This window comes from Vibrio sp. 1731 (genome assembly GCF_033339955.1).
Classification (GTDB): domain Bacteria; phylum Pseudomonadota; class Gammaproteobacteria; order Enterobacterales; family Vibrionaceae; genus Vibrio; species Vibrio alginolyticus.
Genome location: NZ_JAWOVO010000003.1, coordinates 256,645 through 280,241, shown reverse-complemented (window position 1 = coordinate 280,241; position 23,597 = coordinate 256,645). Strand labels below are relative to the sequence as shown.

Here is a 23,597-nt window from a genome sequence, read left to right as displayed (position 1 = left end):
TTAAAGGACACAACAATGAAAACCAAAATGAAAGCAGTGGCATTGGCGAGTGTAATGGCAATGGGATTGGCTGTAACCACCACCGCACAAGCACATCCACGTTGGGTTCTGCCCTCTCACTTTACGGTTTCTAAAGAAGGCGGTGACTGGCTGACATTTGATGTTACTGCCTCTCACGGAACGTTTGTTTTTGATAAGCCTGCGGGTAGTGATCAGGCATTTGTGGTGATGCCGGATGGCCGCTCTGAGCGTCCTAACTTTGTTGTTCGTGGCAAGCGTCGCTCTATGTTTGATTTCTTTTTTACAGAAGAAGGCACGCACAAAGTCGCGATTAATAATCAGCCGAGCTACTACACACAATACAAAGCGGGCCGTCGTGATACGGTGAAATGGGCGCGAGCAAACAAAGCTGAGCGTGGTGACGTGCTTCCTGAGCAAGCGCGTGATGTGGTTACTCAACTAAGTTACACCCGAGCAGAAAGCTACATTACGGTTGGTATGCCAACGGACAAAGCGTTGGAGATTGAAGGCAAAATGCTGGAGATGAAACCGATCACGCATCCATCGGACATCATTGAAGGTGAGCCTGTGACTTTCCAGTTTTTCTTTAACGGAGAGCCACAAGAGGGCGTTACTGCTGAGATTACACGTGAAGGTACCATGTACCGAAACCATCAAGAACAAATCGATGTGGTGAGCGATAAAGATGGCAAAGTGATCTTCACGCCAGAAGTCGCCGGGCGCTACTTAATGAAAGCGAACTACAAAGGTGAATTAAAAGATAATCCATTGGCGGATAAAGCGAGTGCCAATGTTCACCTTACGTTTGAAACTCAACTTAACTAATCGAATTAGGCTCAGCAATTGCTGGGCCATTTTGGAATTATCATGAATAACACTTCTCTTCTAAAAGCGGTTTTGCTTTTTTCTGGATTTGCGTCCTTTCACGCTGCTGCACATTTTCCTCTGATGAGCTGTCACTTGGCGCAAGATAAAGTGATTTGTGAAGCGGGCTACTCGGATGGATCGACAGCGGTCGACTACGATGTCGAAATGTACGATTACGACGACAATCTGATCGCCAAAGAAAAAACAGATAAGCGTTCCATCGCAGAATTTACTCACCCTGAAACAGATTTCTATTTGGTATTTGATGCCGGACATGAAAGCCCGGTGGAAGTGGATATCGTTGAGCTGAAAGAGAAATGAGTGTACAGAAAGTTCGCCCTGATGATGGTAACCGAGAAGGAAAGTGGGTCGCACTGACAATCGCAGCAATTCTCAGTTCAGCAGCCATACTTATGCCCTACCATCAGGTCGCGACTGAAAAGCCAGACATGCAGTCTCATCAAGTGTTAATCACGGATTTACATCAAAATGAGTTGGGGTTGATCGCTGAGCTTAAGCTCGCTCATGAAGAGATTCGTGATTTGCAGTTAGATACCGGAACTTGGCCTGAGATCTCTGATATGGAGGTGCTTTGGATTGCTCCGTTCGTGAAAGACCAAAACTGGAAGCGTAAAGGTTCTCATCAGTGGCAACGAATTGATGACGGTGTCTACATTGGCGTGAAGACCAGTGCCCAAGGCTCTGCTTCCATGCTGTTGGATAGCCGCAGTTCTCAAGCTGATATTTGGTTTAATGATTCTAGCCGTTCGTTAAATGTGGAGGGACTAAGCGATCTAGCTAAACGCCACGATTTCGGGTGGAAACAAATCGTTCTGTCAGACTCTTCCTCTCATTCTCACGCCCATTAAGACAACATAATTGATAAGTACTATGATCAAACGCTCTCTTTTACGTCGTATTCTTACAGCCACCGCGTTATTGACGGTGTCTTCTACTGGCTTTGCTGCCGATAAACTCAGTATTGGTATTACGCTTCAACCTTATTACAGCTATGTTAAAGCCGTTGTTGGTGAGAAGGCGGACATCGTTCCTTTGGTTGATGCTGGTTTTAATCCTCACAACTATTTGCCACAACCTAATGATCTTAAGCGCTTAAATGAAATGGACGTAATAGTGATCAATGGTATTGGTCATGACGATTTTGCACTGAAAGTGATCAAGGCTTCTCAGCGTGATGATCTCGTGGTTATAGAAGCGAACAAAGAAGTGCCTTTATTGCCCGCTATGGGGCAGTCTGTTGGTCAAGGAGCAGTGAACCCTCACACCTTTGTCGGTCTATCAACAACCATTCAAAAGGTTTACACCATCGCGAGTGAGCTAAGCCAATTGGACCCAGACAATGCTACGTTCTATCGCCAAAATGCTCGTAAATACGCGAAAACATTTCGCCTGATGAAGCGTGATGCAATGTTGTCTCTTGGTGAGTTGGACACGGCTGGTATGAAGGTGGCGACAACCCACAATGCTTACGGATATATCCTTCAGGAGTTTGGTGTTGACGTTGCCGCTGTCATTGAGCCTGCTCATGGTGTAGAACCAAGTGCAAGTCAGCTACAGGAAACGATAGAGAAAATTCGTGAATCGGGCATTGATGTTCTGTTTTATGAGCTCAATATGCCGAATCGCTTTGTTGATACCATCGAAGAGGCGACCGGGGTGCAGCTTTATCGCTTTTCTCACATGACTCACGGTGAGTATGAGGCTGATAAAGTCGAGGTTGAGATGCGAGATAATGTGGAAACACTAATCGAAGCCATGAAATTTGTGGCGAGTAAGCGAGCAGGGGAAAAGGCGTGATGACTGGACCTTCCGTTTCCTTAAGTAACGTGGGCATAAAATACGCCGACAATATCATTTTGCAGAACATCAGCGCCGAATTCGAGAACGCGAAATGTCACGTGATTATGGGACCGAACGGCGGTGGTAAAACCTCTTTGCTTCGTTCGGTACTTGGACTCACGCCATTTTCGGGAAACATAGCGCTCAATTGGCCAGAACCATCAGCTGCATCGGGGAAGATAGGGTATGTGCCACAAAAAGCGATGTTTGAAGCAAGCCTCCCGTTAACCGTGATGGATTTTGTACTGCTTAACCAAACTCGTATCCCTCTATTTTGGCGACGTAAAACGAAACAAACTCAACATGCCCTGGCCCAGCTGGATCGCGTGGGTATGGCAACGCGTAGCGACCGTCGTATGGGGCAACTCTCTGGCGGTGAGCAACAGCGTGTTTTGTTTGCGCAAGCTTTACTGGATGAGCCCAATTTATTGGTTTTAGACGAACCTACAACTGGCATGGATGAGCAAGGTGTTCGATATCTTGAAGGTTTGATTCATGAAGTCGTTGGAGAAGGCAAAACGGTACTGGCAGTACACCATGACGTGACCGCAGTGCGCCGTTTAGATGCGCAGGTCCATGTTGTAAATCGTCAAATTGTGGCGTCAGGGCACCATTCAGATGTACTAAGTCCTGATCGTATAGAAACATTATTCAAGCACTACACAGCAAAAGTGGAGGCTGCATAATGGATTGGTTGCGAGAGTTAGCGGTTAGCGGCGTTGAAGCTGGATGGTTAAGCGATAGCTTTTCTTATGCTTTCATGGTGAACGCAATTGTTGCAGCGCTGATATTAGGACCATTACTTGGTGGTCTTGGTACATTAGTCATCGCCAAGCGACTGGCTTTTTTCTCTGAAGCGGTTGGGCATGCTGCGCTTACCGGAATCGCGATTGGTGTGTTGCTCGGTGAGCCGCCAGAGAATCCGATCATCGGATTGTTTAGCTTTTGTATGATTTTTGCGCTGTTGCTTCACTTTGTTCGTAATCGTACGAATGTACCTTACGACACACTGGTTGGGGTTTTTCTTGCACTAGCGTTAGCGGTTGGTGCTGCGCTGTTAATGTACGTTGCTCGCAAGATCAACATTCACATGTTGGAGAACGTGTTGTTTGGCTCGATCTTGACTGTGACGGACAACGATATCCTTATTTTAGCGATCAGTTGTTTGATCATATTACTGCTTCTTATTCCAACGTTTAACCGCATTTTGCTGACTTGTATTAGCCCGGATATTGCACGTGTACGCGGCTTTAATACCAGCTTTTATGATTACTTATTTGTCATGATGATCACCTTGGTCACCATCGCCGCGGTAAAGATTATTGGCGCTGTATTGGTTGGTGCATTGCTACTGATTCCTGGTGCAACGGCTCGGTTATTGACTAAACGCATGGGCAGTTTTGTTCTCCTTTCTTCTTTATTGGCAACCATTGCGTGTTTAGTAGGAACCATACTGCCGATGGAGCTTGAGCTACCAGTGCCATCAGGCGCATCCATCATCATTGTTTCTGCGGCATTTTTCCTAACAGCAACGGTTTACCGAATTATCCAAAAAGCGTAACCCTTTTTATAAAGTAATGAACATGAAGATAAAAAAATTAGCGATAACTTTTGGTTTGGTTATAGCGACAACACTTCCATCGTTGGCAAGCGCCAAAGACATTTTAACCAGCACTCCCGTCACGTACATGTTGTCTGAGCAACTCATGAAAGGTACAGGGATAGAGACTCAGTATCTGCCTCCAAAGCGTTACGGCGTTGAGCGTCTTGAGAACTGGTTCGCAAATAAAGGTACAGAGCAAGTTAAGCAAGCGGGTCAAGCCGCGACGGTTGCTATTACTCTTGGTGCGATTTGGAAACAAGACCCGACTTATGTTTACGCTCGACAGGGCAACATTCACTTGATTGAAATCGATGCATCACAGGCCATTTCTCCTAGAGCTCAAGGAGTTGCAGTACTGACATTGGAAAACGGGTCAACATCGAAGTACGCATGGCTGAACCCTACAAACTTAATCCGAATGGCGGGTATTGTTGGAGAGGATCTACAACGTGTATATCCTGAACACCAAAAGACGATTCAAACGAATCAACAGGCTCTTATGCTCAATGTGCGTGAACTGATCAACCAACAACAGGCAGAGATCTTCGATAAAGGCATCGATTCAGTGGTACTGATGAGTGAGTCACTAGAGGACTTTGCCTCTGGCAACCAATTGTTTGTGGTTGGGCGCGAATTTAAGCCGGAACTCGAGTGGACAGAAGAAGACAAATTATCTTTAAAAGCTCAGTTTGAGCAAGATAAAACGCTATGGTTAGTGACGGATAAACGACCGTCGAAAACCTTGACATCGCTTATTAAACCGAGCCGCATACTGCAAATTGATGTTATTGACCGCTGGGGCAGTAACGGTATCAAAACTGAGAAGCCACTCGCACGTTGGGAGATGTGACACGTAAAAAGCCACAGATTTTATGATGGGGAATGAAAAGTTCCCTATTTTTTTGTGATTAAGTTCAAAATGTGAGCATTGATACCACTGGTTGCATAAGAAAGTGTTTGTTTCATTTCTATTTCATTACTACTTTGTTATGTGTTCGTTGCGATTGATTCGGATTTAATCTGTTTCTAAGCGAACCGGTACAAACAACTATACGGATGTTAACAATGAAAATGAAAACTCTAGCCGTTGCAGTGGCGGCACTAGCATGTGGTTCACAGGCCTTCGCAGCAGAAGTTTACAACAGCGATGGTACATCTTTATCGATCGGCGGTCACGTTTCAGTTGGCGTGGGTGAGTATTTCGAAGAAGAAGTAAAAGTTCACCAAGTGTCTCCACGTATCAATGTTGCGGGCAAGAAAGACATTGGCAACGGTATCACTATCGACGCTAAAGGCGAATGGGCACTTAACTACCTAAATGGTGGTAGCCAGTCGTTTTCAACTCGTTTGGGCTACATCGGCGCGACCCACCAGCAGTTTGGCCGTTTAGTGGGAGGTACACAGTGGTCTCCGTACTACGATGTCGCTGGCGTTGCGGATCTACCAATCGCGTTCGCGAACGACTTTTTGTACGACAATCACAACAATCTAGGTACTGGTCGTGCTGAAAAAATGATCAGCTACCGTAAAAGCTTTGAGTTTGGCGAAGGTTTTGCTTTCAACCTAGGTCTTGGTTGGCAAGGTGAAAATGATGATAGAGGCCTATCATTACAACAAAACCCTAACACAGGTCTTCCAGAATACGTTTCTAAAGGCAGCAAGTATGACCAACGTGGTCAAATCGCACTGAGCGGCTCTGTTGCGGGCTTTGGTCTAGGCTACGTATACAGCGGCGGTGATGTTGAGAATTCTGGTCTAGGTACTAAAACTGCTGAATCACACCTTGTTTCTGTAAATTACGGTGAGTATGGCTCTGGTCTGTACGCAGCTGTTGTATATGGCATGAACGAATACTTCTACGAGATGCGTGAAGAAACTACTCAGATTGAGGGCCTACTAGCGTACGGAGTCAACAATTGGACGTTCAGCGTTAACTACGAAGGTGTAGAAGACGACAAAGACAACAAGACAGTTTCAAGCGAAACTGCGCTACAAGCAGAGTACGCAGTAACTCCTGCATTCGTTACTTTCGCTGGTTACCAGTTTGACCTAGGTAACGACTACAACAATGAAGAGAACGACTACTGGACTCTAGGTGCTCGTTACTACTTCTAATAAATAGGCCAGTTTCTACTGCCTAAACACATTTATTGTGTTAACGCCTACTCGTTGTGAGTAGGCGTTTTTCTTTCTGCTTTCCTTTGGCTATAAGAGACGCTGGTCGTTCTGTGCTTAGGTAACCCCACTCCTTGTTTAGAGAGTGCGTCTATAAAAAATGCCCGCAACTTGCGGGCATTTTTGTTGTTAGAAGAGATGCAGTTCTATTAATACGCTTATTTTTTATCGAGTAAATCGAGGAAGAAGGCATACTCTAGCGCATCTTCTTTTAAGCGCTTAAATCGACCAGATGCGCCGCCGTGTCCGGCTTCCATATCGGTTTTGAACAACAAGACGTTATCGTCTGTCTTCATTTCACGAAGTTTGGCGACCCACTTCATTGGTTCAAAGTACTGTACTTGAGAGTCGTGCAAGCCAGTCGTTACCAAGATGTTCGGGTAGTTTTGCGCCTTGATGTTGTCGTAAGGCGAGTAACTCAACATATAGTCATAGTATGTTTTGTTATTTGGGTTACCCCATTCATCATACTCATTGGTGGTCAATGGAATTGATTCATCGAGCATAGTGGTTACCACGTCCACAAACGGAACATGTGCACCGATACCGCGGTACAGTTCTGGTGCTTGGTTGATGATAGCCCCCATTAAGAGACCTCCTGCAGAGCCACCAACAGCGAAGACTTTATCTTTCGCGCCGTAGCCTTGTTCAACCAAACCTTTAGTCACATCAATAAAGTCGTTGAATGTGTTTTGCTTGGTTAGTTTTTTACCGTCTTCATACCAAGGGCGGCCAAGCATTTCAGATCCACGAATATGAGCAATGGCGTAAACAAAGCCGCGATCCAACAGACTCAAACGTGTCGAGCGGAAAGTTGGCTCAATGGTTGCGCCATAAGATCCATAACCATATTGGTAGAGTGGATTCGTACCATCTTTCTTAAATAAGTCTTTACGATACACCAAAGAAACGGGTACTTCTTTACCGTCACGGGCTGTGACCATGATGCGTTCTGATTGGTAATTGTTAGGATTAAAATCACCAAGTACAGGTGTTTGCTTCATGACTTCTGACCCGCCCGTTTTTAGATCGAAATCGTAGTAGGTTCCTGGAGTGGTTAAACTGCTGTAATAAATACGAACTTTCTCGTTATCCAGCTCTAGGTTACCTGTCAAATAGGCAGCAAACGCATCGTCATTAAATGTGAGGGGGAATTCTTTTCCTGTTGAAAGCTGACGTACAGTGACGCTTGCTAGGCCGTTAGAGCGCTGCTCATAGACGATGTGATCATCGAATAACTCGAAGTCGACAAGTTGAGTGTTGTTGTCTGCCGCAATCACATCTTGCCATTTAGAGCGGTCATGCATGTCATTTTGATGAACTTTCATCAAACGGAAGTTGACGGCTTGATAGTTAGTATAAATGTAGTACCAATCGCCTAGCTTAGAAATACTGTATTCAATGCCATCTTCACGAGGATAGAACGGTTTCGCCTTTGCTTTAGGGTTGTTCGCATCAATAATAGAGACCCCACTGGTTTCTGTACTCGAATGCCAGATATAAATATCTTCGCCATCTTTGCTTTTGCTTAGTGAGGTGTAATAGGCGCTGTCGGTTTCCTCAAAAATCAGCTCATCGCTGCTTTGTGGTGTGCCCAATACATGACGATAAACTTGGTAGCCCAATAAGGTCTGTGGATCTTTTTTGATGTAGTAAAAGGCGTTGTTATCGTTCTGCCATGCGACAGCGCTTGAGGCCCCTTCGATTTCATCTTGTAGGTAATTGCCTGTTGTCAGGTCTTTGATCTTAAGGGTGTACACGCGGCGGCTTAATGTGTCTTCGCCATACGCCAATAAGTTTTCATTCGGACTAACGTATAGGCCGCCGATACTGAAAAATTCATGTTCTTTTGCTAGTTCATTGACATCTAAAATGATTTGTTTGTCTTTGCCTGCAAAGTCTTTAGCTCGCAAATGGACTTCGTACTCGTTATCTCCGGTCACTTCACTGGAGTAGAAGTAGTTGCCTTTACGAACAGGTACTGAGTTGTCGTCTTTTGCGATACGCCCTTTAATTTCTTCAAATAGCGTATCTTGAAGTGTTTCAGTGTGCTTTAGAACGGTTTCTGCGTACTGATTTTCTTTCTCTAGGTGCTGTAAAATTTCAGGGTCTTTACGTTCGTCGTCACGCATCCAGTAGTAGTTATCAACGCGGGTATCGCCATGAATAGTCATCGCGTGAGGGACTTTTTTCGCAACCGGAGCTTGAGTTTGTTGAGCAACGATCTGTGTTTGGGAGTATTGAGTCATGCTAGGAATTCCTTGATTGCTGCATCCGGCGACAAGCGCGACCGAGACGGCCAACGTAGTTAAAGTGAAACGCATCTGATTTTATCCTTATTGTACACCCAAGTGGCCTCATCCTGAGGGCTGGGCTTTCATTTTGTTAGTGGTTTTCAGTTGTCCATTCTTTGTTATGGGGTATACCGAAAAAGTGAGAATCCTCAATATTTCCGAGTTGGATACTCAATTTGAAGAGAGCTGAAAACACATTGTGTAAGCAGCTGTTATTTTTAACAAATATCAATTCGAAAGTTAAATCATTCTCATCGGGAAATCGATATAGTGTGATATGAAAAAAGGGACACACTTGTTGAGTGTGTCCCTTTTGGATTTTGAAAGTAAGCTGATAATGATCAGATAACTTGCGGTACTTCGTTTGAGTGATTGTGTGCTCGATTCACCCACATTAACCCAAGCATTGCAATTACCGACATTGCCATCATCAAAATGCCCAAAGGCATCTGGTTATGCGCTGGAAATAGTGACGCGAGCAAAGTTGCGACACCTGCCCCCAAGTTTTGCATGCCACCCAATGTCGCGCCTGCTGTTCCTGCATGGTATGGGAATGGCGCAATCGCTCCAGTTGTTGCTGCTGGGAAGAGAATACCCGCACCCAAAAAGTACACGGTTGCGCCTCCAACCAGCGTTAACGCCGTGGTCAAACCAAACAAGCCTGGGATGAGCACAATAGCAGAGCCCACAAAAATAGAGACCAAGCCTACGTTTAAAGCACGACGCTCAGAGCGACGTCTTGCGATGTAGCTAGATAAGCCTGCGCCCACCAAGTAACCTGGGATCGGCAATATAAACAGCAAACTTACCGTTGTTGCAGGTAATTCTAATACCCCACCCAATAACACCCCAGCCGCCGCTTCGAATACACCCACACCAGCGAATGTTGCAACCAGGCAAATCAAAAAGCCTTGAAATCGACGGTCAGACAAAACGTGTTTGTAGCTTTTGGCTACTGGTTCGAATTTACGTTTCTCTTTTGGTAGCGTCTCCATCATGCTTGTCATCATGGTGATCACAACTGCGATAGCAAATAGCGCTAAGAACAAGTAGCTCGACCGCCATCCGAAAGCTTCTGTTAGGTAACCGCCTAATACTGGTGCCATTAATGGTGAGAAAATCACACACATGCTAATTAAGCTGTTTGCTCTGTGTAGATCAGAGCCTTCAAAGCAATCGCGAGTCAGAGTGCGTGACATCGCACCGCCGCAGCCAATACCTAAGCCTTGGATAAAGCTACCAATCAAGAACCATTCAAATTGATGTGCAAATAATGCTACCAGTGTACCCGCGATGTAGATAAGCAGCCCGACGATGATGATCGGTTTGCGTCCCAAGCGGTCCGATAGTGTGCCATACGCAAATTGCGACAAGCCATATGGGATTAGGTAACAAGCCATCACAGCTTGAAGTGATGACGCAGATACCAAAAACTCGCCCGCCATATGACCGATTGAAGGCACGTACATTGTCTGGGTCATTTGACCCACGGCAGTCAATATAGCGATTAAAAAGGTAAGTTTCGCTAATGGAAACGAAGCAGACATTTGCGTATCTCTCCAAAAAATTTAAGACGTAAAAACCCTTAGCGCTCTTTTACAGAGTGCCAACTGAATTCTTGTTTTGCGGGGGTATTTGCGCGAGATAATAGTGCTTGCTTGTATAATTAGCAATCGAAAAGTGTGAAGTTGAGCAAGATAAAAATCTATGATTTCAATTAGAAAAACTAATCCGATTTTGTTTTCAAAAAGCGGTGCATTTCTTTGTCTAATTACGTTAAATCTTTTACTTTTCGTGAATAGAATGAGCCTTATAGGTAACTGGTTTTAATGGTTAAAGTGCAAAAATAAAGCGTCTGCTCGGTTGATCTGAGTTCAAGATGAAACGAGTGAATAAAAGGTAGAGGAAGGCATCAGAAAGAAAAGGGAGCCGAAGCTCCCTTAGAAATGATTATGTCTATTCGCGCTCAGATGCGTATGCGTAAAGCATTTCTAGTGCGATGGTTGCTCCCGCTAGTGCGGTAACATCACTGTGGTCGTATGGAGGCGATACTTCGACAACATCCATACCCACGATATTCATGCCGGCTAAACCACGAATAATTTTCAGCGCTTTGTCTGAGTTCAAGCCACCACAAACTGGTGTACCAGTTCCCGGTGCGAAGGCCGGGTCTAAGCAGTCGATGTCAAAAGTGACATATACTGGCTTGTCTGCGACGGTGCGACGAATTTCTTCTAGGATCTCGTTCACCGACATGTCATTCGCTTGCATCGCATTAATCACATTGAAGCCGTGATCTTGCTGTTTGTACTCCGTACGAATGCCGATTTGTATTGAGTTCTTTGCTGAGATCAAACCTTCTTTCGGCGCATGGTAGAACATCGTACCGTGGTCGTATGAACTGCCATTTGCATAGGTGTCCGTATGAGCATCAAAGTGAATCAAAGCCATTTGGCCATGATGCTTCGCATAGGCACGCAGGATAGGTAGCGTGATGAAGTGGTCACCGCCCAATCCCAACATGGTTTTACCACTTTTTAGAATTTCACAGGTTGCCGCTTCAAGGCGGTAAGTAAAATCTTCCGCATCACCGCAATCGAACACGAGATCACCTGCGTCGATCACTTTCAGTTTATCCAATACGTTGAAGCTCCAAGGGAACTTCTTACCTTCCCATGCCAAGTTGACTGAGGCACGGCGAATTGCATCTGGACCCATACGCGCACCTGGACGACCAGATGTTGCCATGTCCAGAGGGACTCCCAACACCACAACGTCTGCGTCTGCCGATACCGGGTTACGAATGTACGGCAGACGTAAAAACGACATAGAGTTGGAGTAAAGCGAATAATCAGTTTTAGTAAACAAATCATTCATATCAGAAGTCCTCTAAATAGGTGTATCCTGCTAGACCTTGTTCTAGTTCTGCTAGGATTTGTGCTTGTTCATTGGCTTCAACTCGCTGTGAAACCAATTGTTTATAATTGTCACGAATCGCATCCACGTCGATATGAACGTAGCGCATCATGTCTTCTACACTATCACCTTCGTTGATGTAACTGATCTCAAATTGACCACGTTCATCAACATTGACTACAGCACTGTGGGTATCACCAAATAGGTTGTGCATGTCACCAAGGATTTCTTGGTATGCGCCTACTAGGAAAAAGCCCATTAGGTACGGTTTGTCTTTGCTCCAAGCTGGTACAGGTAGCGTGCTCTCGATGCCTTGACCATCAACGTAGTGATCGATCGCGCCATCAGAGTCACATGTGATGTCCAACATCACTGCACGACGCTCTTCCGCCTCGCCAAGACCAGAAAGTGGCAGAACAGGGAACACCTGATCAATACCCCAAGCATCTGGTAGAGATTGGAAGAGAGAGAAGTTCACGAAGAACTTATCTGCAAGACGTTCGCTCAACTCGTCCAGAATCGGACGGTGGAAGCGATTCTTAGTGCTCATCTTTCGGCTTAATTCGAAGTAAATGCGTAGTGACAATTGTTCTGCCCACGCACGTTGTTCCAAGTTAAGCACGCCTGTAGCAAATTGAGAGTGCACTTCTGCCAAATCACTTTGGGTATCATTGTAAATCTCAATTAACGCACGAGCGTCTGTACCATCTTGTAAGTTTTCCCAGTTTCGCCACATGTTTTGTAGCAAAAGCGGAGCGTCATCATCAAGCTCATGTACTTCTTCCGGTAGGTACGACTCGGTACCAATTACGTTAGAAATCAATACAGCGTGGTGCGCTGTTAGCGAGCGACCCGATTCCGAAATGATCACTGGCATTGGTTGTTCGTATTGCAGACACACATCGCCCACTGTGTTCACGATATTACGTGCGTATTCTGCAAGGCCGTAGTTCATCGAATTCGATGATTGGCTGCGTGTGCCGTCATAATCCACTGCCAAGCCGCCGCCCACATCGAAGTACTCGATGTTTGCACCGAGTGCGCGTAGTTCGCAGTAGAAACGTGCAGACTCGTTCACACCATTGCGTACATCACGGATGTTTGCCATCTGTGAACCAAGGTGGAAGTGAACCAGTTGCATCGCGTCTAGGTTGCCTTCGCGTTTAAGACGTTCAATAACGCTAAGCACTTGCGATGCTGATAAACCAAACTTCGATTTTTCACCGCCACTTGCTTGCCATTTCCCTGCGCCTTGAGAGGCGAGGCGAATGCGTAAACCAAGGCGCGGTTTTACACCCAAACTTTTCGCTTCTTCTAGTACCAGATCCAGCTCAGAAAGCTTCTCTAGTACGATGAATACCTTGTGACCCAGCTTTTCACCGATCAGTGCAAGACGCACATACTCACGGTCTTTGTAGCCATTACACACGATCACGGAGCTACCTTGTTGAGCCAATGCAAGTACCGCCAACAACTCTGGCTTGCTACCCGCTTCAAGACCAAGCTGCTTGGTTTCTAGTTGAGCTTGGCTCGCTAGAATTTCATCCACCACTTCACGTTGTTGGTTTACTTTAATTGGGTACACCAACAAGTATTTGTTTGGATATTGGTATTCTTCAATTGCTTGGTTGAATGCGTGGCAAATACCATGCACACGTTGGTGCACGATTTGCGGGAAGCGTACTAATACAGGCAGATTTAACTGCTTCGCTTCTAGCTCATTTACAATAGCGCTGAAAGGGATTTGATGTGCACGATCACTACGTGGTGATACATATACTTCGCCTTGGTCATCAATGCCGTAGAAACCTTGGCTCCAGTAGTGAACGTTGTAGTCCGCGCGGATGCGGTCTAATTTAGTTGCTTTTTCCAACTCGATTCTCACAAAAATGTACTTAACTCCTTAATTAATTAGAAGGAAAAGTACAAAAAAGCAAATCATGAGGTATTTACCTCATACCCTGACACGAACTCCGTGTGCGCGCATTAACGGATAAAAGGGCCCTTGAGTCTAATGATTAAAATCTATCATCTCGATTATGATTTGTTGTCGTCGCTACGTGTGAATATTTGTTTACCGAAGCGTCCATTCTGCTGTTATAGTTGGTCTGACCAGTAAGGATTCGGTCATGAAGCATCTCACTAAAATAAGGACATATTTTGCAGCTGCACAGAATTCAGGGGTACATTCAGACCATGTATCTCGCCGAATATTCCGATAAATTATTGTTGCTTGATGGTGCCAGTCGAGCAGACATCCCTCATCTTAAAGACTTTATTGAACATCAACTCCATCGTCCTTTTTCTGACCTAAAGTTGGTTGTTGTGACCCACATGCATCCAGACCATGCTGGTGGTGCGCACAAACTACGTGATTTAACAGGATGTAAGCTATTGGCCGCAAAGCGAGAGAGCCAGTGGTATAGCGGTGTAGACGGTTGGCTAATGCATTTGACCGATTTAATGTTAGCACGCTGGATGGCGAATCGGATGCGTAAACCAAAGCAAAACCTGTGGTATTCCCGCAAGTTAAAGCCAGATATTGAACTTATTGATGGAGAGTTTATTCCTGGATTTGATGATTGGCAGGTGCTAGAAACGCTAGGGCATACTGATCGAGATCTGTCGGTTTATCATTCTGAACAAGATGTGCTGTATGTGGCGGATTTAATGGTGCAGGTGAAAAAGCATCTGATTGCGCCGTTTCCCATATTTCATCCGAATCAATATCGGCAATCATTAAAGCGTGTGTTTGAGATGAATCCGCAATGTTTGCTTCTGGCACATGGGGGAGAGGTGACTTTGGATGAAAAAGCGTATCAGCACATTTTGAATACAGCGCCGACTAAGCCAATGACGCACTGGCGAGTGACAAAAGTTAAAGCGAAGGGATTGTTGTTTGCGTTATTTCGTAGGAAGTAGGCGAAGATAAAGCCAGACGAGTGATGCTCAACAAAAACGTTCGATCACTCATCTGAAGCTACGGGGTTAAGATGCCAATAAGTGAGATTGGCTAGGATCAACGAGCACTTTGTCTGCCATGCCTTGACGACCTAACAACATCATGTAAGTCATTTTTTCACGGTTAGTCAACGTAATGTCGATTGGCCATTGTTGGTCGCCCATACGCAGCATCGTCGTGATCACGCAGCGGTGCTCAAAAGTACCGTTAGAAGATTTAACCTTACGGTTTGCTTTTAGTTTCGCTGTGCAGCGAACCACTTGTTCTAAATGGTATACATCTGGGTGCAGATCGAATGCAACATAAGACTGACCATCTTTTTCAAAGCAATCAATATTGTCTACATGTAATGAAGAGGTTTGAGCGCCTGTATCAATACGCGCTTCAAGGTGAGTAATCCCTAACTCTGGCAAGCAAATAGATTCGGCATTCCCAATGATCATTTTCTGATTCATAGTGTCATCCTAGCGACGAGTAACAAGAGAGCCGGTTTTTGGCTCTCTTGTGCGTTAAACAAAAATCAACCTTTACCGCGAGTACGGTTTGAATTTGGCTTAGCGTTTTTCTCGATAAAATCGAAGATCATACCTGCAATGTTTTTACCAGTTGCTAGTTCGATGCCTTCTAGACCAGGGGAAGAGTTCACTTCCATTACCACTGGGCCATTTTTAGATTGAAGGATATCCACACCACAAAGGTTCAAGCCCATCACTTTCGCTGCATTTACAGCGGTCGCACGCTCTTCTTTGCTCAAACGCACGAGTTGTGCAGAGCCACCACGGTGAAGGTTAGAACGGAACTCGCCTTCTTTTGCTTGGCGCTTCATTGCGGCAATCACCTTATTACCGACAACAAAACAACGGATGTCCGCGCCTTTTGCTTCTTCGATAAATTCTTGCACCATGATGTTAGCTTTCAAACCCATGAAAGCTTCAATCACGCTTTCTGCCGCTTTATTTGTTTCAGCAAGTACAACACCAATGCCTTGAGTGCCTTCTAGCAATTTAATCACTAGAGGTGCGCCACCAACGTTTTTGATCACGTCCTGAATGTTGTCAGGATGGTGAGCAAAGCCAGTGCGTGGCAAACCGATGCCTTTACGTGATAGCAGTTGTAATGAGCGCAACTTGTCACGAGAGCGGCTGATCGCGACAGATTCGTTGACACAAAATGTACCCATCATTTCAAACTGACGTACAACAGCAGTGCCGTAAAACGTAATAGATGCCCCAATACGTGGAATAACAGCATCGTATTGCGGTAATTCTTCACCCTTGTAGCGGATCTTAGGGTTGTTGCTCGTAATGTCCATATAACAGTGAAGCGTGTCGATCACATCGATTTGATGCCCACGTTCTTCACCCGCCTGTTTTAGGCGCATGGTTGAATATAAATTCTCATTACGAGAGAGAATAGCAATACGCATGGCAATTCCTTAGTAAGTCAGTACCAAATTAAAATATAAGTATAGAGCATAGAATGCAGTAGGCAGGTGATCATGTTATGACATAACCTACTTACTTCAACGATTTAGAATTGTGGTTGAACAACCACGTCGTCAGAGGTGCGCACCTTAGGGCGTTTTTTTGTGAGATGAAAACGAAAAAGCATCGTCGACACGACAAAAATATTTTATCGAACGCTCACGCCTTGCGGTATGAGACTGTCAAGGGTGAGATAAATAAAATTGAGCAAAAATTTCATCGCTTTGTCACGAATTATCGCTTAAAAAAGCGGCCAATTTGACCGCTGTTTTTAGCTGTTTTGATAGTGACTTAAAAAAAGTTCCGCCGTTTGGGTAGCTAACAGCCTAGATTCTTCATTCGACAAAGAGGGGCGAATTCCCATTAACTGCGGCCAGAATGCACTGCCTTTAAGTAAGTTGTGCAATTGAGTGCTTGCTATATGTACATCATCAATTTGCAAAGCGCCACTGTTCGATTTCTCAGTAAGCCAGCGGTATAGGGCGGTTTCCTGTTTCGACATTTGTTCTGCTTGTTCTTTGAGATCTTCCGGCTTAAATAAGAAGTGCCCAAATGCCACTTTTGCCAGCTCAATATAGTTTGGTTCCGTTACCACAATGATCTCGCTGTAGAGTAATTCAATCAATTGATCTTTGAGTGGCAGAGTGGCCAAGCGTTTAATATCGCTTTCCATCATTGACGAACGCCAAAGCTCAGTCAGCAACTCCGTCACGATCGCTTCCTTAGAAGGGAAGTGATTATAGACCGTGCGCTTAGAGACTTGTGCGATTGCAGAGAGCTTATCCATGCTGGTGTTTTGCACCCCAAACTCTTGGAACGCTTGCCTTGCCGCGCATAAGATGGCTTCTCTTTTGGTTTCGCTACGACTTTTTCTTTTTACATTCATAAGCTTGCTAATTTAAGAAGATCATTTCTTGATCTATTTTACACTAAGTAGTTTACTTTTGATAATTAGAATGTAAACTGCACTGTGTAGTTTACTTTTGTTCGGGTTAACTTTTTATGAAAAAAACTTTGCTAGCCACAGTAGGAGCGTTCGCGATGGGTACATCCATGATTTCTTGTTCTAATGTTGATACTGAAAAAGCGCCAACATACCCGGACAAATTTGCAAATACAGAGTTGGAATACAAAAGCGGTTTGGGCGACATGTTCGAAATCATGAAAGCGTATTTTACGACTGGGCGCCTTAACCCAACACCAACGATTGAAATTCCAGTGCATGCGATCACAGCGCGGCAACTGTTAGAAGAGCAAGATGACCTCATCTATCGTCTGGGTCACTCAAGCGTATTAATGAAGCTCGATGGAAAACTGGTGATGACCGACCCTGTATTCAGTGATCGCGCGTCTCCTGTGAAATGGGCTGGGCCAAAACGTTTTCACAAAACTCCCATCACGATAGAAGATTTGCCAACTATCGATGTGGTGGTGATCAGTCATGACCATTACGATCACCTAGATAAAGCTTCTATTAAAGTGCTAGGCGACAAGGTGGGCACTTTCTTGGTGCCGTTAAAAGTTGGCCAATTACTGGTGAATTGGGGTGTACCCAAAGAGAAAGTGATCGAACTAGACTGGTGGGAGTCACACTCTGTTGACGGCATTGAATATACACTAACTCCGACTCAGCATTTCTCTGGTCGAGGTTTGACAGACCGCGATACGACTCTGTGGGGCAGTTGGGTTATCAATGCACAACAACACAAAGTGTTCTTCAGTGGTGACTCTGGTTACTTCAATGGCTTTAAAGAGATTGGCGAAAAGTACGGTCCGTTTGACTTCACCATGATTGAAACAGGTGCGTACAATGAACTCTGGTCAGACATTCACATGTTCCCAGAGCAAAGCGTTCAAGCACACATCGATGTGCAGGGCAAAGTGATGATGCCGATCCATAACAGCACGTTTGATTTATCAATGCACGATTGGAATGAGCCAATGCAACGCGCGTTAGATATTAGTGAAGAGCGCGGTGTAACGTTAGTGAGCCCTGAGATTGGTCAACGCTTGGCGATTGCGGAGCCTCAGCCTGCTCAGGCATGGTGGCAATAATTGCTGAGCTAAACAGTCAAACACCAGAATAGTTAAGTCACTTATCAGTAGTTACTATTAGTAGTTATGTGGTCAGGGATAAGGATAAAGGTGCGATGAAAGCAAAGTGGACGTTGTTACTTACATTAAGCATTCTGCCTACCTTTGCACTAGCAGGGGTAGAGCAAGATATTTCGACGTTGATAAAACGAGTTGAGCAATCCTCTTGCACCTTTATCCGCAACGGCAAGGCGTACACTAATCAAGAAGCGGCAGAACACATGCGCAATAAATGGGATTACGCCAAAGATGACGTTGATTCCGTGGATGTGTTTATAAAAGAGGTCGCGTCAAAGAGCTGGTTATCTGGCAAACCATATTGGGTGGATTGCCAAGACAAACGCATTACCAGCGAAGAGTGGCTAACATCATTGATGCGCACCACCGATCACATCCAATAACACTTCTTTGATGGTCTGATAGCGCAGAGGTAGAGCACGACTGCGCTTACGAACTAGAAATAGCTCTTCACATACAGTGTTTTTCAATTGAGCAATGTGTAACGTGTCTTTTAGCGGAAAATTGTCGACCGCACTTTGAGGCAGCACGGTGAAGCCAAGTCCTTTGCTGACAGGTAGCAAAATTTGGCTCAATTGATTTACGTAGCCGGATAATGGTAAATCGCTCATCTTAATTTCTTGGAGCTGTGGTTCTTCACACTGGTCAAAAAACAGCGTCATGTAATGCTCAGCATCAGGGTGGCTAATGACACCACAGTCATGCAAGAGTTGTGGCGTTATCTGCTTATTTTGATAATGCTTTGGCAGAACCAAGCACAACCTCTCTTTACCAATTCGCTCACTGTGAAACAGACCTTTGTTGGGAACATCAGTCACGATACCAATATCGATGTGCCCTTGCGTTATGGCGTTGAGAATAGATTGATTTGGCGCGGCTTCTAAATGTAACGATAAGCTCGGGTGCTGTTTTTGCTTCTCCAAAATGGGCCCATACAACATTAACGCCATTGCACCAGAACAAGCCAGTTTACAGTGGCCTGAAAACGCATCATCAAAACTGAGCTCTTCGAGCAGCTTCTTCTCTCTATCTTCTAACTCGAGCGCATATGCGTAGACAATCCTGCCTTGTTCGGTTAATTCGAAGCTTTTGTTTTCGCGCTTGATCAAGGCATGCTGACAACTTTGCTCTAATTTTTTGATGTGTTGGCTGACGCCAGGCTGAGTCATAAAAAGTTTTTCTGCAGTTTGCGTAAAATGACCGACTTCAATCAATGTCTTAAATGTATGTAACCAAACAGGATTAAGCATAGTGTGTGATTTTCTGAGAGCTTCGTTGGGAGACGTAAAGAAAATGATAGCACGGTGTTTTATGAAAACAGAGAAGACTTAAACGATAAAGATGAATCGCTATCAATACATTACAGACAAAATAAAACCCCGCCTGGTTTCCCAGACGGGGCTTATTCTTTTTCGCAGCAATCCAGCTACTAATAGGTGCTCCCTGCATCTATCCTTGATTGTGGCTAAGTCCTTTAACCGAGTTCCTTGTTCATCGCCTTCCTAGCGGTGTCCATTCTTGCCTATCATCCTGACGGGCGAACTCTATCCTAGAGCTTAACTACTTCCTTGCTGACAACTCATCCTAAGCTATCAAATCTTCATCCTGAAGATACCCAATCCTTTAGGCTTTTTTCCTGTTCCCGCCAACATCCTGTCGACAAGTTGAGTATTGATGTTTTGCTGATTTGACTCAATTAACTTTTCTAAATTATTTTTACTTATTATTTTAAGTGAATTTAAATATTACTTTTAAATCATATATTTAATGTTTTTTTCTGGCATTGATCTTAGAGGTGATTAATCTATTTGCTTACAACTCTTGTAAGAGATCTCGCACAAGTTTGGTGGTGAATGTATTAATGTGCGCTTTTTGTTCCGAGTTCTGTGGATTGAACTGGATCACAATGCGTTAAAAGGGAGACGATAAAGATGAAAGTGAATTGATCTTGAGTAGAGATTTGTTTGAAAAGAAATAAAAATTCTTGCGGTTTTTATAAACAGTATGGTAAATCTGAAATGCCCACCTTGTTAATCCTTATTAAGATTCAATGACAGTATAAGTAGGGAACTTGATTGCCATTTTTCTGTCATATCTGGTGAGTAAGTTAACTGTGTCAGATAGATAATATGCCGTTTGCCAGTAAAAACAGGCTGCAAGATATCGGTAATTATCATTATGTTGTGAAATTGGTCACGGTTAAATGATTGATTCCCTTATAGATTGAAGGGGATACGACCTTAGACAATAAGCTCCATGAGGAGCGTTACTTATATAAGATGAGGGACTTTACTATGAAAAAGACTAGAAGAGCTCAGCTACATCGTGTGCGTATTCAATACTGGAAAGACACGAAAGACGCCCCAGCTAAAAAATCATAGTTAATTATACCTAAAGGCACGAGCTGGCTGTGGAACGCAGTTTCCCGTTGATTGCCAGCTCAAAAATGCCACAATCACTCCGCGCAACTTCCCAAGCACCCTATTTTTAATATCGCATTCTTCCAAAAATAAAAAAGCCAGTCTTAAGACCAGCTTTCTCTACCATTTATTGAGCTCTGCGTATTACAGGTTGCCCTTTAGTTACAGGTAGTTGGCGTCAACTAGTTCGCCCGCTTGCGCGCTTTTCACTTCTGGGCGTGCTTCTAACCATTTGATAACTTGCGCTTTCTGTTCTTCAGTCGCACTGCCGTAACGGTTAGTAGAACATAGGAAGCCTTCAAACAGTTCTAGACCACCGCCACCGAAGCAAAGACCAAGCTCGTCAATGTAGTCGATAAAGTCATCAACGAATGCATCGTAACGGTCGAAGTCGTTAATGTCTGTTTCACAGCTGATCTCGAAACCTAGGATTGCGAACTCACCTAAGAACAGCTTTTTACGGATACGACGGCTCTTGTTATCGATCTTGTCTAATTTCATGATTATCTCTCGTAGATGATTTGATTTCGTACACCTTATACCTTCTATCATACTTTAGCCCAAGTAAAATCAGAATGAAGCGATACAGTTGGTGATTATGTGACCAGAATTTAATTGCTTCGTTAGCTGTGTTGGTTGGTTTGCAGTATTGTTGAAACACAAGTTTCATATGTTTTAAGCACTTTTGTCATTTTTCTTATCCAAACTTCTTGCCGTTCAACTAATCACTTATTTATTAATTAAACTATAAGATCGGGAAAGTAAAAATGAGCAAGGAAACCTTTGACGCGACGCGTTATAACCAAAGTGAAAACAAACCATTTGAAGAAGTATTAGAAGCGAGCCTATCTCGACGCAGCATTCTAAAAGGTGGTTTAGGTATCAGTGCGATGACAGCGTTTGGTGCTTTCGGATTGGCTGGTTGTAACTCGTCTGACTCAGGGAGTACAGTAAGCAGTGGTTCGGGCGCATCTAAAGCCGTTCTTAACTTTGAATCTATCCCTGGCTCACTCACTGACGCAGTTTCAATTCCACAAGGCTACACCGCACAAGTACTAGTACCTTGGGGAACACCACTTAATGCGCAAGGCAGCGCATGGCAAAATGATGGTACCAACACCAGTACCGATCAGTTAAATGCGCTAGGCATGCACCATGACGGCATGCATTTTTTCCCATTGAACGATAGCACTACAGATGGCTTGCTATGTATTAACCACGAGTACATCGACACATCAGCACTGCATCCAAATGGTCCGACGGTTGAAAATGGCGTACGTACCATTGTAGATGAAGTGCGCAAAGAGATTAACGCGCACGGTGTGTCAGTGGTTCGCATTCAACTGGAAGACAACATGTGGAAGTTGGTTGATACCGATCCACTAAACCGTCGTTATACTGGTGCGACAGTCATGGATTTGTCTGGCCCGGTGGCCCACACATCTTTAACTGTCACTCGTTTCTCGCCAGATGGCAGCCAAGCGCGTGGTACGTTAAACAACTGTGGCAACGGCTACACGCCGTGGGGCACGTACTTAACGTGTGAAGAGAACTGGCCAGGTTACTTTGTTAATGCCGGGACTCGTACAGAAGAGCAAGATCGCATTGGTGTCGATGATCAAAGTACACGCTACTTGTGGGAGACATTAGCAGGAAATTCAGAAGAGCGTCTTGATGAGTTCTCTCGCTTTAATGTGGCTCCAACAGGAGCAAGTGCGATGGATGATTACCGTAATGAAGCCAATGGTCACGGTTACATTGTCGAGATTGACCCTTACACGCAAAACTCACGTGCGAAGAAACGTACTGCGCTAGGTCGTTTCCGTCACGAGGGCTGTACTTTCGGTAAGCTTGAAGAAGGCAAACCAGTGGTATTTTATTCTGGCCACGATTCTCGCTTTGAATACCTATACAAATTTGAATCTGCGGCAGCGTGGGATCCAGCAGATGCTAACCCTGATAACCGCTTGGCGATGGGTGACAAGTACATGGACGAAGGCACACTGTATGTGGCGCGCTTCAATGAAGACAGCACAGGTACTTGGTTACCATTAACGCTTGATAGCGTAACAACCGCTGGTGGTACGTTAGCGGATCACTTTGATTCACTGGCTGAAATTATCATCAATACTGCGGGTGCGGCGGATTTAGTTGGGGCAACACCAATGGATCGACCAGAGTGGTGTACGGTTGATCCATTCACGGGTTCAGTATATTTAACATTGACGAACAATACGCGCCGTACAGATGAAACCAATCCTGCGAATCCACGTTTGAATAATAAGTTTGGTCATGTTATTCGTTGGGATGAAGGTGCTTCAGCAACTGACTTTACTTGGGATATCTTTGTGTTTGGTTCGCCAGCAAATGGTGATGCAGATACCAACCGTTCTGGCTTGAATGAGTTAAACCAGTTTGCGAGCCCAGACGGATTAGCGTTTGATGGCCGTGGTATTTTGTGGATTCAGACTGATAACGGCGCAGATGAAGTCACGTCTTACACCAATGATCAAATGTTGGCTGTTGTTCCATCTAAGCTAACAGATGAGAATGGTGATCAAGCTGTGATTGGTGCGGATAATCAAGCTGAATTGAAACGCTTCTTTGTCGGACCAAATGGTTGTGAAGTAACAGGCTTTACCATCAGCCCTGATTACAAATCATTGTTTGTGAATATTCAGCACCCAGGTAACTGGCCATACAGTGAAGATGCAGCCGAAGAAACGCCTGCTGGTGTTTCTGTGCGCCCACGAGCGGCGACAGTGGTTATTCGCCGTGAAGACGGTGGAGAGATTGCAGTTTAATCTCTAAATGAATAAACACCTTAAAATTCAAGCCCTGCAATTGCAGGGCTTGATGGTTTAGGCGAATGCCTAGTTGCAC

General features: G+C 44.7%; 21 protein-coding genes. 12 read left to right on the top strand and 9 right to left on the bottom strand.

All coding sequences use genetic code 11. The features are described from left to right. The first annotated feature begins 15 nt into the window (after positions 1–15). The 8 genes from R7035_RS05935 to R7035_RS05900 all read left to right on the top strand — a co-directional run bounded on the left by R7035_RS05935 (position 16) and on the right by R7035_RS05900 (position 6,466). On the top strand, positions 16–846 hold the full coding sequence (locus R7035_RS05935; RefSeq protein ID WP_005374252.1) for a DUF4198 domain-containing protein: 831 nt from the start codon (positions 16–18) through the stop codon (positions 844–846). Between the two features lie 42 nt (positions 847–888). Then, positions 889–1,209, top strand: coding sequence for a hypothetical protein (locus R7035_RS05930; RefSeq protein WP_005374251.1), 321 nt, complete (start codon positions 889–891; stop codon positions 1,207–1,209). Further along, positions 1,206–1,757, top strand: coding sequence for a DUF6162 family protein (locus R7035_RS05925; RefSeq protein WP_005374250.1), 552 nt, complete (start codon positions 1,206–1,208; stop codon positions 1,755–1,757). Before R7035_RS05930 ends, R7035_RS05925 begins: the two co-directional genes overlap by 4 nt. Positions 1,758–1,779: 22 nt before the next feature. Continuing rightward, on the top strand, positions 1,780–2,706 hold the full coding sequence (locus R7035_RS05920; protein ID WP_005374249.1) for a metal ABC transporter solute-binding protein, Zn/Mn family: 927 nt from the start codon (positions 1,780–1,782) through the stop codon (positions 2,704–2,706). After that, positions 2,706–3,434: a metal ABC transporter ATP-binding protein gene (locus R7035_RS05915; RefSeq protein WP_213961621.1), complete on the top strand. Its 729-nt coding sequence runs from the start codon at positions 2,706–2,708 to the stop codon at positions 3,432–3,434. The genes R7035_RS05920 and R7035_RS05915 overlap by 1 nt, the downstream gene beginning before the upstream one ends. Continuing rightward, positions 3,434–4,309: a metal ABC transporter permease gene (locus tag R7035_RS05910; RefSeq protein WP_005393560.1), complete on the top strand. Its 876-nt coding sequence runs from the start codon at positions 3,434–3,436 to the stop codon at positions 4,307–4,309. Before R7035_RS05915 ends, R7035_RS05910 begins: the two co-directional genes overlap by 1 nt. Positions 4,310–4,331: 22 nt before the next feature. After that, on the top strand, positions 4,332–5,201 hold the full coding sequence (locus R7035_RS05905) for a metal ABC transporter solute-binding protein, Zn/Mn family (RefSeq protein WP_205391281.1): 870 nt from the start codon (positions 4,332–4,334) through the stop codon (positions 5,199–5,201). Between the two features lie 215 nt (positions 5,202–5,416). Continuing rightward, positions 5,417–6,466 (top strand): porin, encoded by a 1,050-nt coding sequence (locus R7035_RS05900; RefSeq protein ID WP_005374238.1) that lies wholly within the window; start codon positions 5,417–5,419, stop codon positions 6,464–6,466. Positions 6,467–6,684: 218 nt separating this feature from the next. Here the strand turns inward: R7035_RS05900 and R7035_RS05895 are convergent, their stop codons facing one another. The 4 genes from R7035_RS05895 to speA form a co-directional block, all read right to left on the bottom strand. Continuing rightward, the gene (locus R7035_RS05895; protein ID WP_213961614.1) at positions 6,685–8,850 is read right to left on the bottom strand and encodes a S9 family peptidase; all 2,166 of its coding nucleotides are present in this window, start codon (positions 8,848–8,850) and stop codon (positions 6,685–6,687) included. Positions 8,851–9,161: 311 nt separating this feature from the next. Then, on the bottom strand, positions 9,162–10,367 hold the full coding sequence (gene emrD, locus R7035_RS05890; protein WP_005374234.1) for a multidrug efflux MFS transporter EmrD: 1,206 nt from the start codon (positions 10,365–10,367) through the stop codon (positions 9,162–9,164). Between the two features lie 409 nt (positions 10,368–10,776). Beyond that, on the bottom strand, positions 10,777–11,697 hold the full coding sequence (gene speB, locus R7035_RS05885) for an agmatinase (RefSeq protein ID WP_064369506.1): 921 nt from the start codon (positions 11,695–11,697) through the stop codon (positions 10,777–10,779). Position 11,698: 1 nt separating this feature from the next. Continuing rightward, complete coding sequence (gene speA / locus R7035_RS05880) at positions 11,699–13,609, bottom strand: arginine decarboxylase (RefSeq protein ID WP_064369690.1); 1,911 nt, start codon at positions 13,607–13,609, stop codon at positions 11,699–11,701. 323 nt (positions 13,610–13,932) lie between these two features. On the opposite strand from speA, the gene R7035_RS05875 reads away from it, so the two are divergent. Further along, positions 13,933–14,658, top strand: a complete 726-nt coding sequence (locus tag R7035_RS05875; protein ID WP_033906547.1) for an MBL fold metallo-hydrolase — start codon at positions 13,933–13,935, stop codon at positions 14,656–14,658. Between the two features lie 66 nt (positions 14,659–14,724). Here the strand turns inward: R7035_RS05875 and R7035_RS05870 are convergent, their stop codons facing one another. The 3 genes from R7035_RS05870 to R7035_RS05860 all read right to left on the bottom strand — a co-directional run bounded on the left by R7035_RS05870 (position 14,725) and on the right by R7035_RS05860 (position 17,068). Next, positions 14,725–15,153, bottom strand: a complete 429-nt coding sequence (locus R7035_RS05870) for an ATP-dependent zinc protease (RefSeq protein ID WP_318146013.1) — start codon at positions 15,151–15,153, stop codon at positions 14,725–14,727. 65 nt (positions 15,154–15,218) lie between these two features. Continuing rightward, complete coding sequence (rimK, locus tag R7035_RS05865) at positions 15,219–16,124, bottom strand: 30S ribosomal protein S6--L-glutamate ligase (protein WP_005374224.1); 906 nt, start codon at positions 16,122–16,124, stop codon at positions 15,219–15,221. Positions 16,125–16,453: 329 nt separating this feature from the next. Beyond that, positions 16,454–17,068 (bottom strand): TetR/AcrR family transcriptional regulator, encoded by a 615-nt coding sequence (locus tag R7035_RS05860; RefSeq protein WP_025768062.1) that lies wholly within the window; start codon positions 17,066–17,068, stop codon positions 16,454–16,456. 155 nt (positions 17,069–17,223) lie between these two features. On the opposite strand from R7035_RS05860, the gene R7035_RS05855 reads away from it, so the two are divergent. Together R7035_RS05855 and R7035_RS05850 are read left to right on the top strand one after the other, a co-directional pair. Next, a complete protein-coding gene (locus tag R7035_RS05855) occupies positions 17,224–18,237 on the top strand; it encodes an MBL fold metallo-hydrolase (RefSeq protein ID WP_318146012.1) in 1,014 nt (337 codons plus the stop codon). Positions 18,238–18,332: 95 nt separating this feature from the next. Then, positions 18,333–18,677 (top strand): DUF5329 family protein, encoded by a 345-nt coding sequence (locus R7035_RS05850; protein WP_025768060.1) that lies wholly within the window; start codon positions 18,333–18,335, stop codon positions 18,675–18,677. Here the strand turns inward: R7035_RS05850 and R7035_RS05845 are convergent. Continuing rightward, positions 18,645–19,544 carry a LysR family transcriptional regulator gene (locus R7035_RS05845; protein ID WP_005384184.1) on the bottom strand — a complete coding sequence of 300 codons (900 nt, stop codon included), beginning with the start codon at positions 19,542–19,544 and terminating at the stop codon, positions 18,645–18,647. The genes R7035_RS05850 and R7035_RS05845 overlap by 33 nt on opposite strands. A gap of 1,332 nt (positions 19,545–20,876) precedes the next feature. Beyond that, positions 20,877–21,215: a YggL family protein gene (locus R7035_RS05840; RefSeq protein ID WP_054701928.1), complete on the bottom strand. Its 339-nt coding sequence runs from the start codon at positions 21,213–21,215 to the stop codon at positions 20,877–20,879. Between the two features lie 266 nt (positions 21,216–21,481). On the opposite strand from R7035_RS05840, the gene R7035_RS05835 reads away from it, so the two are divergent. Continuing rightward, positions 21,482–23,518, top strand: a complete 2,037-nt coding sequence (locus R7035_RS05835; RefSeq protein ID WP_130546491.1) for a PhoX family protein — start codon at positions 21,482–21,484, stop codon at positions 23,516–23,518. Positions 23,519–23,597: the final 79 nt, after the last annotated feature.

Bases quoted from the DNA above. Each gene is read 5' to 3' on its own strand.
- R7035_RS05935 (WP_005374252.1), top strand. From the start codon at position 16: ATGAAAACCAAAATGAAAGCAGTGGCATTGGCGAGTGTAATGGCAATG.
- R7035_RS05930 (WP_005374251.1), top strand. From the start codon at position 889: ATGAATAACACTTCTCTTCTAAAAGCGGTTTTGCTTTTTTCTGGATTT.
- R7035_RS05925 (WP_005374250.1), top strand. From the start codon at position 1,206: ATGAGTGTACAGAAAGTTCGCCCTGATGATGGTAACCGAGAAGGAAAG.
- R7035_RS05920 (WP_005374249.1), top strand. From the start codon at position 1,780: ATGATCAAACGCTCTCTTTTACGTCGTATTCTTACAGCCACCGCGTTA.
- R7035_RS05915 (WP_213961621.1), top strand. From the start codon at position 2,706: ATGACTGGACCTTCCGTTTCCTTAAGTAACGTGGGCATAAAATACGCC.
- R7035_RS05910 (WP_005393560.1), top strand. From the start codon at position 3,434: ATGGATTGGTTGCGAGAGTTAGCGGTTAGCGGCGTTGAAGCTGGATGG.
- R7035_RS05905 (WP_205391281.1), top strand. From the start codon at position 4,332: ATGAAGATAAAAAAATTAGCGATAACTTTTGGTTTGGTTATAGCGACA.
- R7035_RS05900 (WP_005374238.1), top strand. From the start codon at position 5,417: ATGAAAATGAAAACTCTAGCCGTTGCAGTGGCGGCACTAGCATGTGGT.
- R7035_RS05895 (WP_213961614.1), bottom strand. From the start codon at position 8,850: ATGCGTTTCACTTTAACTACGTTGGCCGTCTCGGTCGCGCTTGTCGCC.
- emrD (WP_005374234.1), bottom strand. From the start codon at position 10,367: ATGTCTGCTTCGTTTCCATTAGCGAAACTTACCTTTTTAATCGCTATA.
- speB (WP_064369506.1), bottom strand. From the start codon at position 11,697: ATGAATGATTTGTTTACTAAAACTGATTATTCGCTTTACTCCAACTCT.
- R7035_RS05875 (WP_033906547.1), top strand. From the start codon at position 13,933: ATGTATCTCGCCGAATATTCCGATAAATTATTGTTGCTTGATGGTGCC.
- R7035_RS05870 (WP_318146013.1), bottom strand. From the start codon at position 15,153: ATGAATCAGAAAATGATCATTGGGAATGCCGAATCTATTTGCTTGCCA.
- rimK (WP_005374224.1), bottom strand. From the start codon at position 16,124: ATGCGTATTGCTATTCTCTCTCGTAATGAGAATTTATATTCAACCATG.
- R7035_RS05860 (WP_025768062.1), bottom strand. From the start codon at position 17,068: ATGAATGTAAAAAGAAAAAGTCGTAGCGAAACCAAAAGAGAAGCCATC.
- R7035_RS05855 (WP_318146012.1), top strand. From the start codon at position 17,224: ATGGGTACATCCATGATTTCTTGTTCTAATGTTGATACTGAAAAAGCG.
- R7035_RS05850 (WP_025768060.1), top strand. From the start codon at position 18,333: ATGAAAGCAAAGTGGACGTTGTTACTTACATTAAGCATTCTGCCTACC.
- R7035_RS05845 (WP_005384184.1), bottom strand. From the start codon at position 19,544: ATGCTTAATCCTGTTTGGTTACATACATTTAAGACATTGATTGAAGTC.
- R7035_RS05840 (WP_054701928.1), bottom strand. From the start codon at position 21,215: ATGAAATTAGACAAGATCGATAACAAGAGCCGTCGTATCCGTAAAAAG.
- R7035_RS05835 (WP_130546491.1), top strand. From the start codon at position 21,482: ATGAGCAAGGAAACCTTTGACGCGACGCGTTATAACCAAAGTGAAAAC.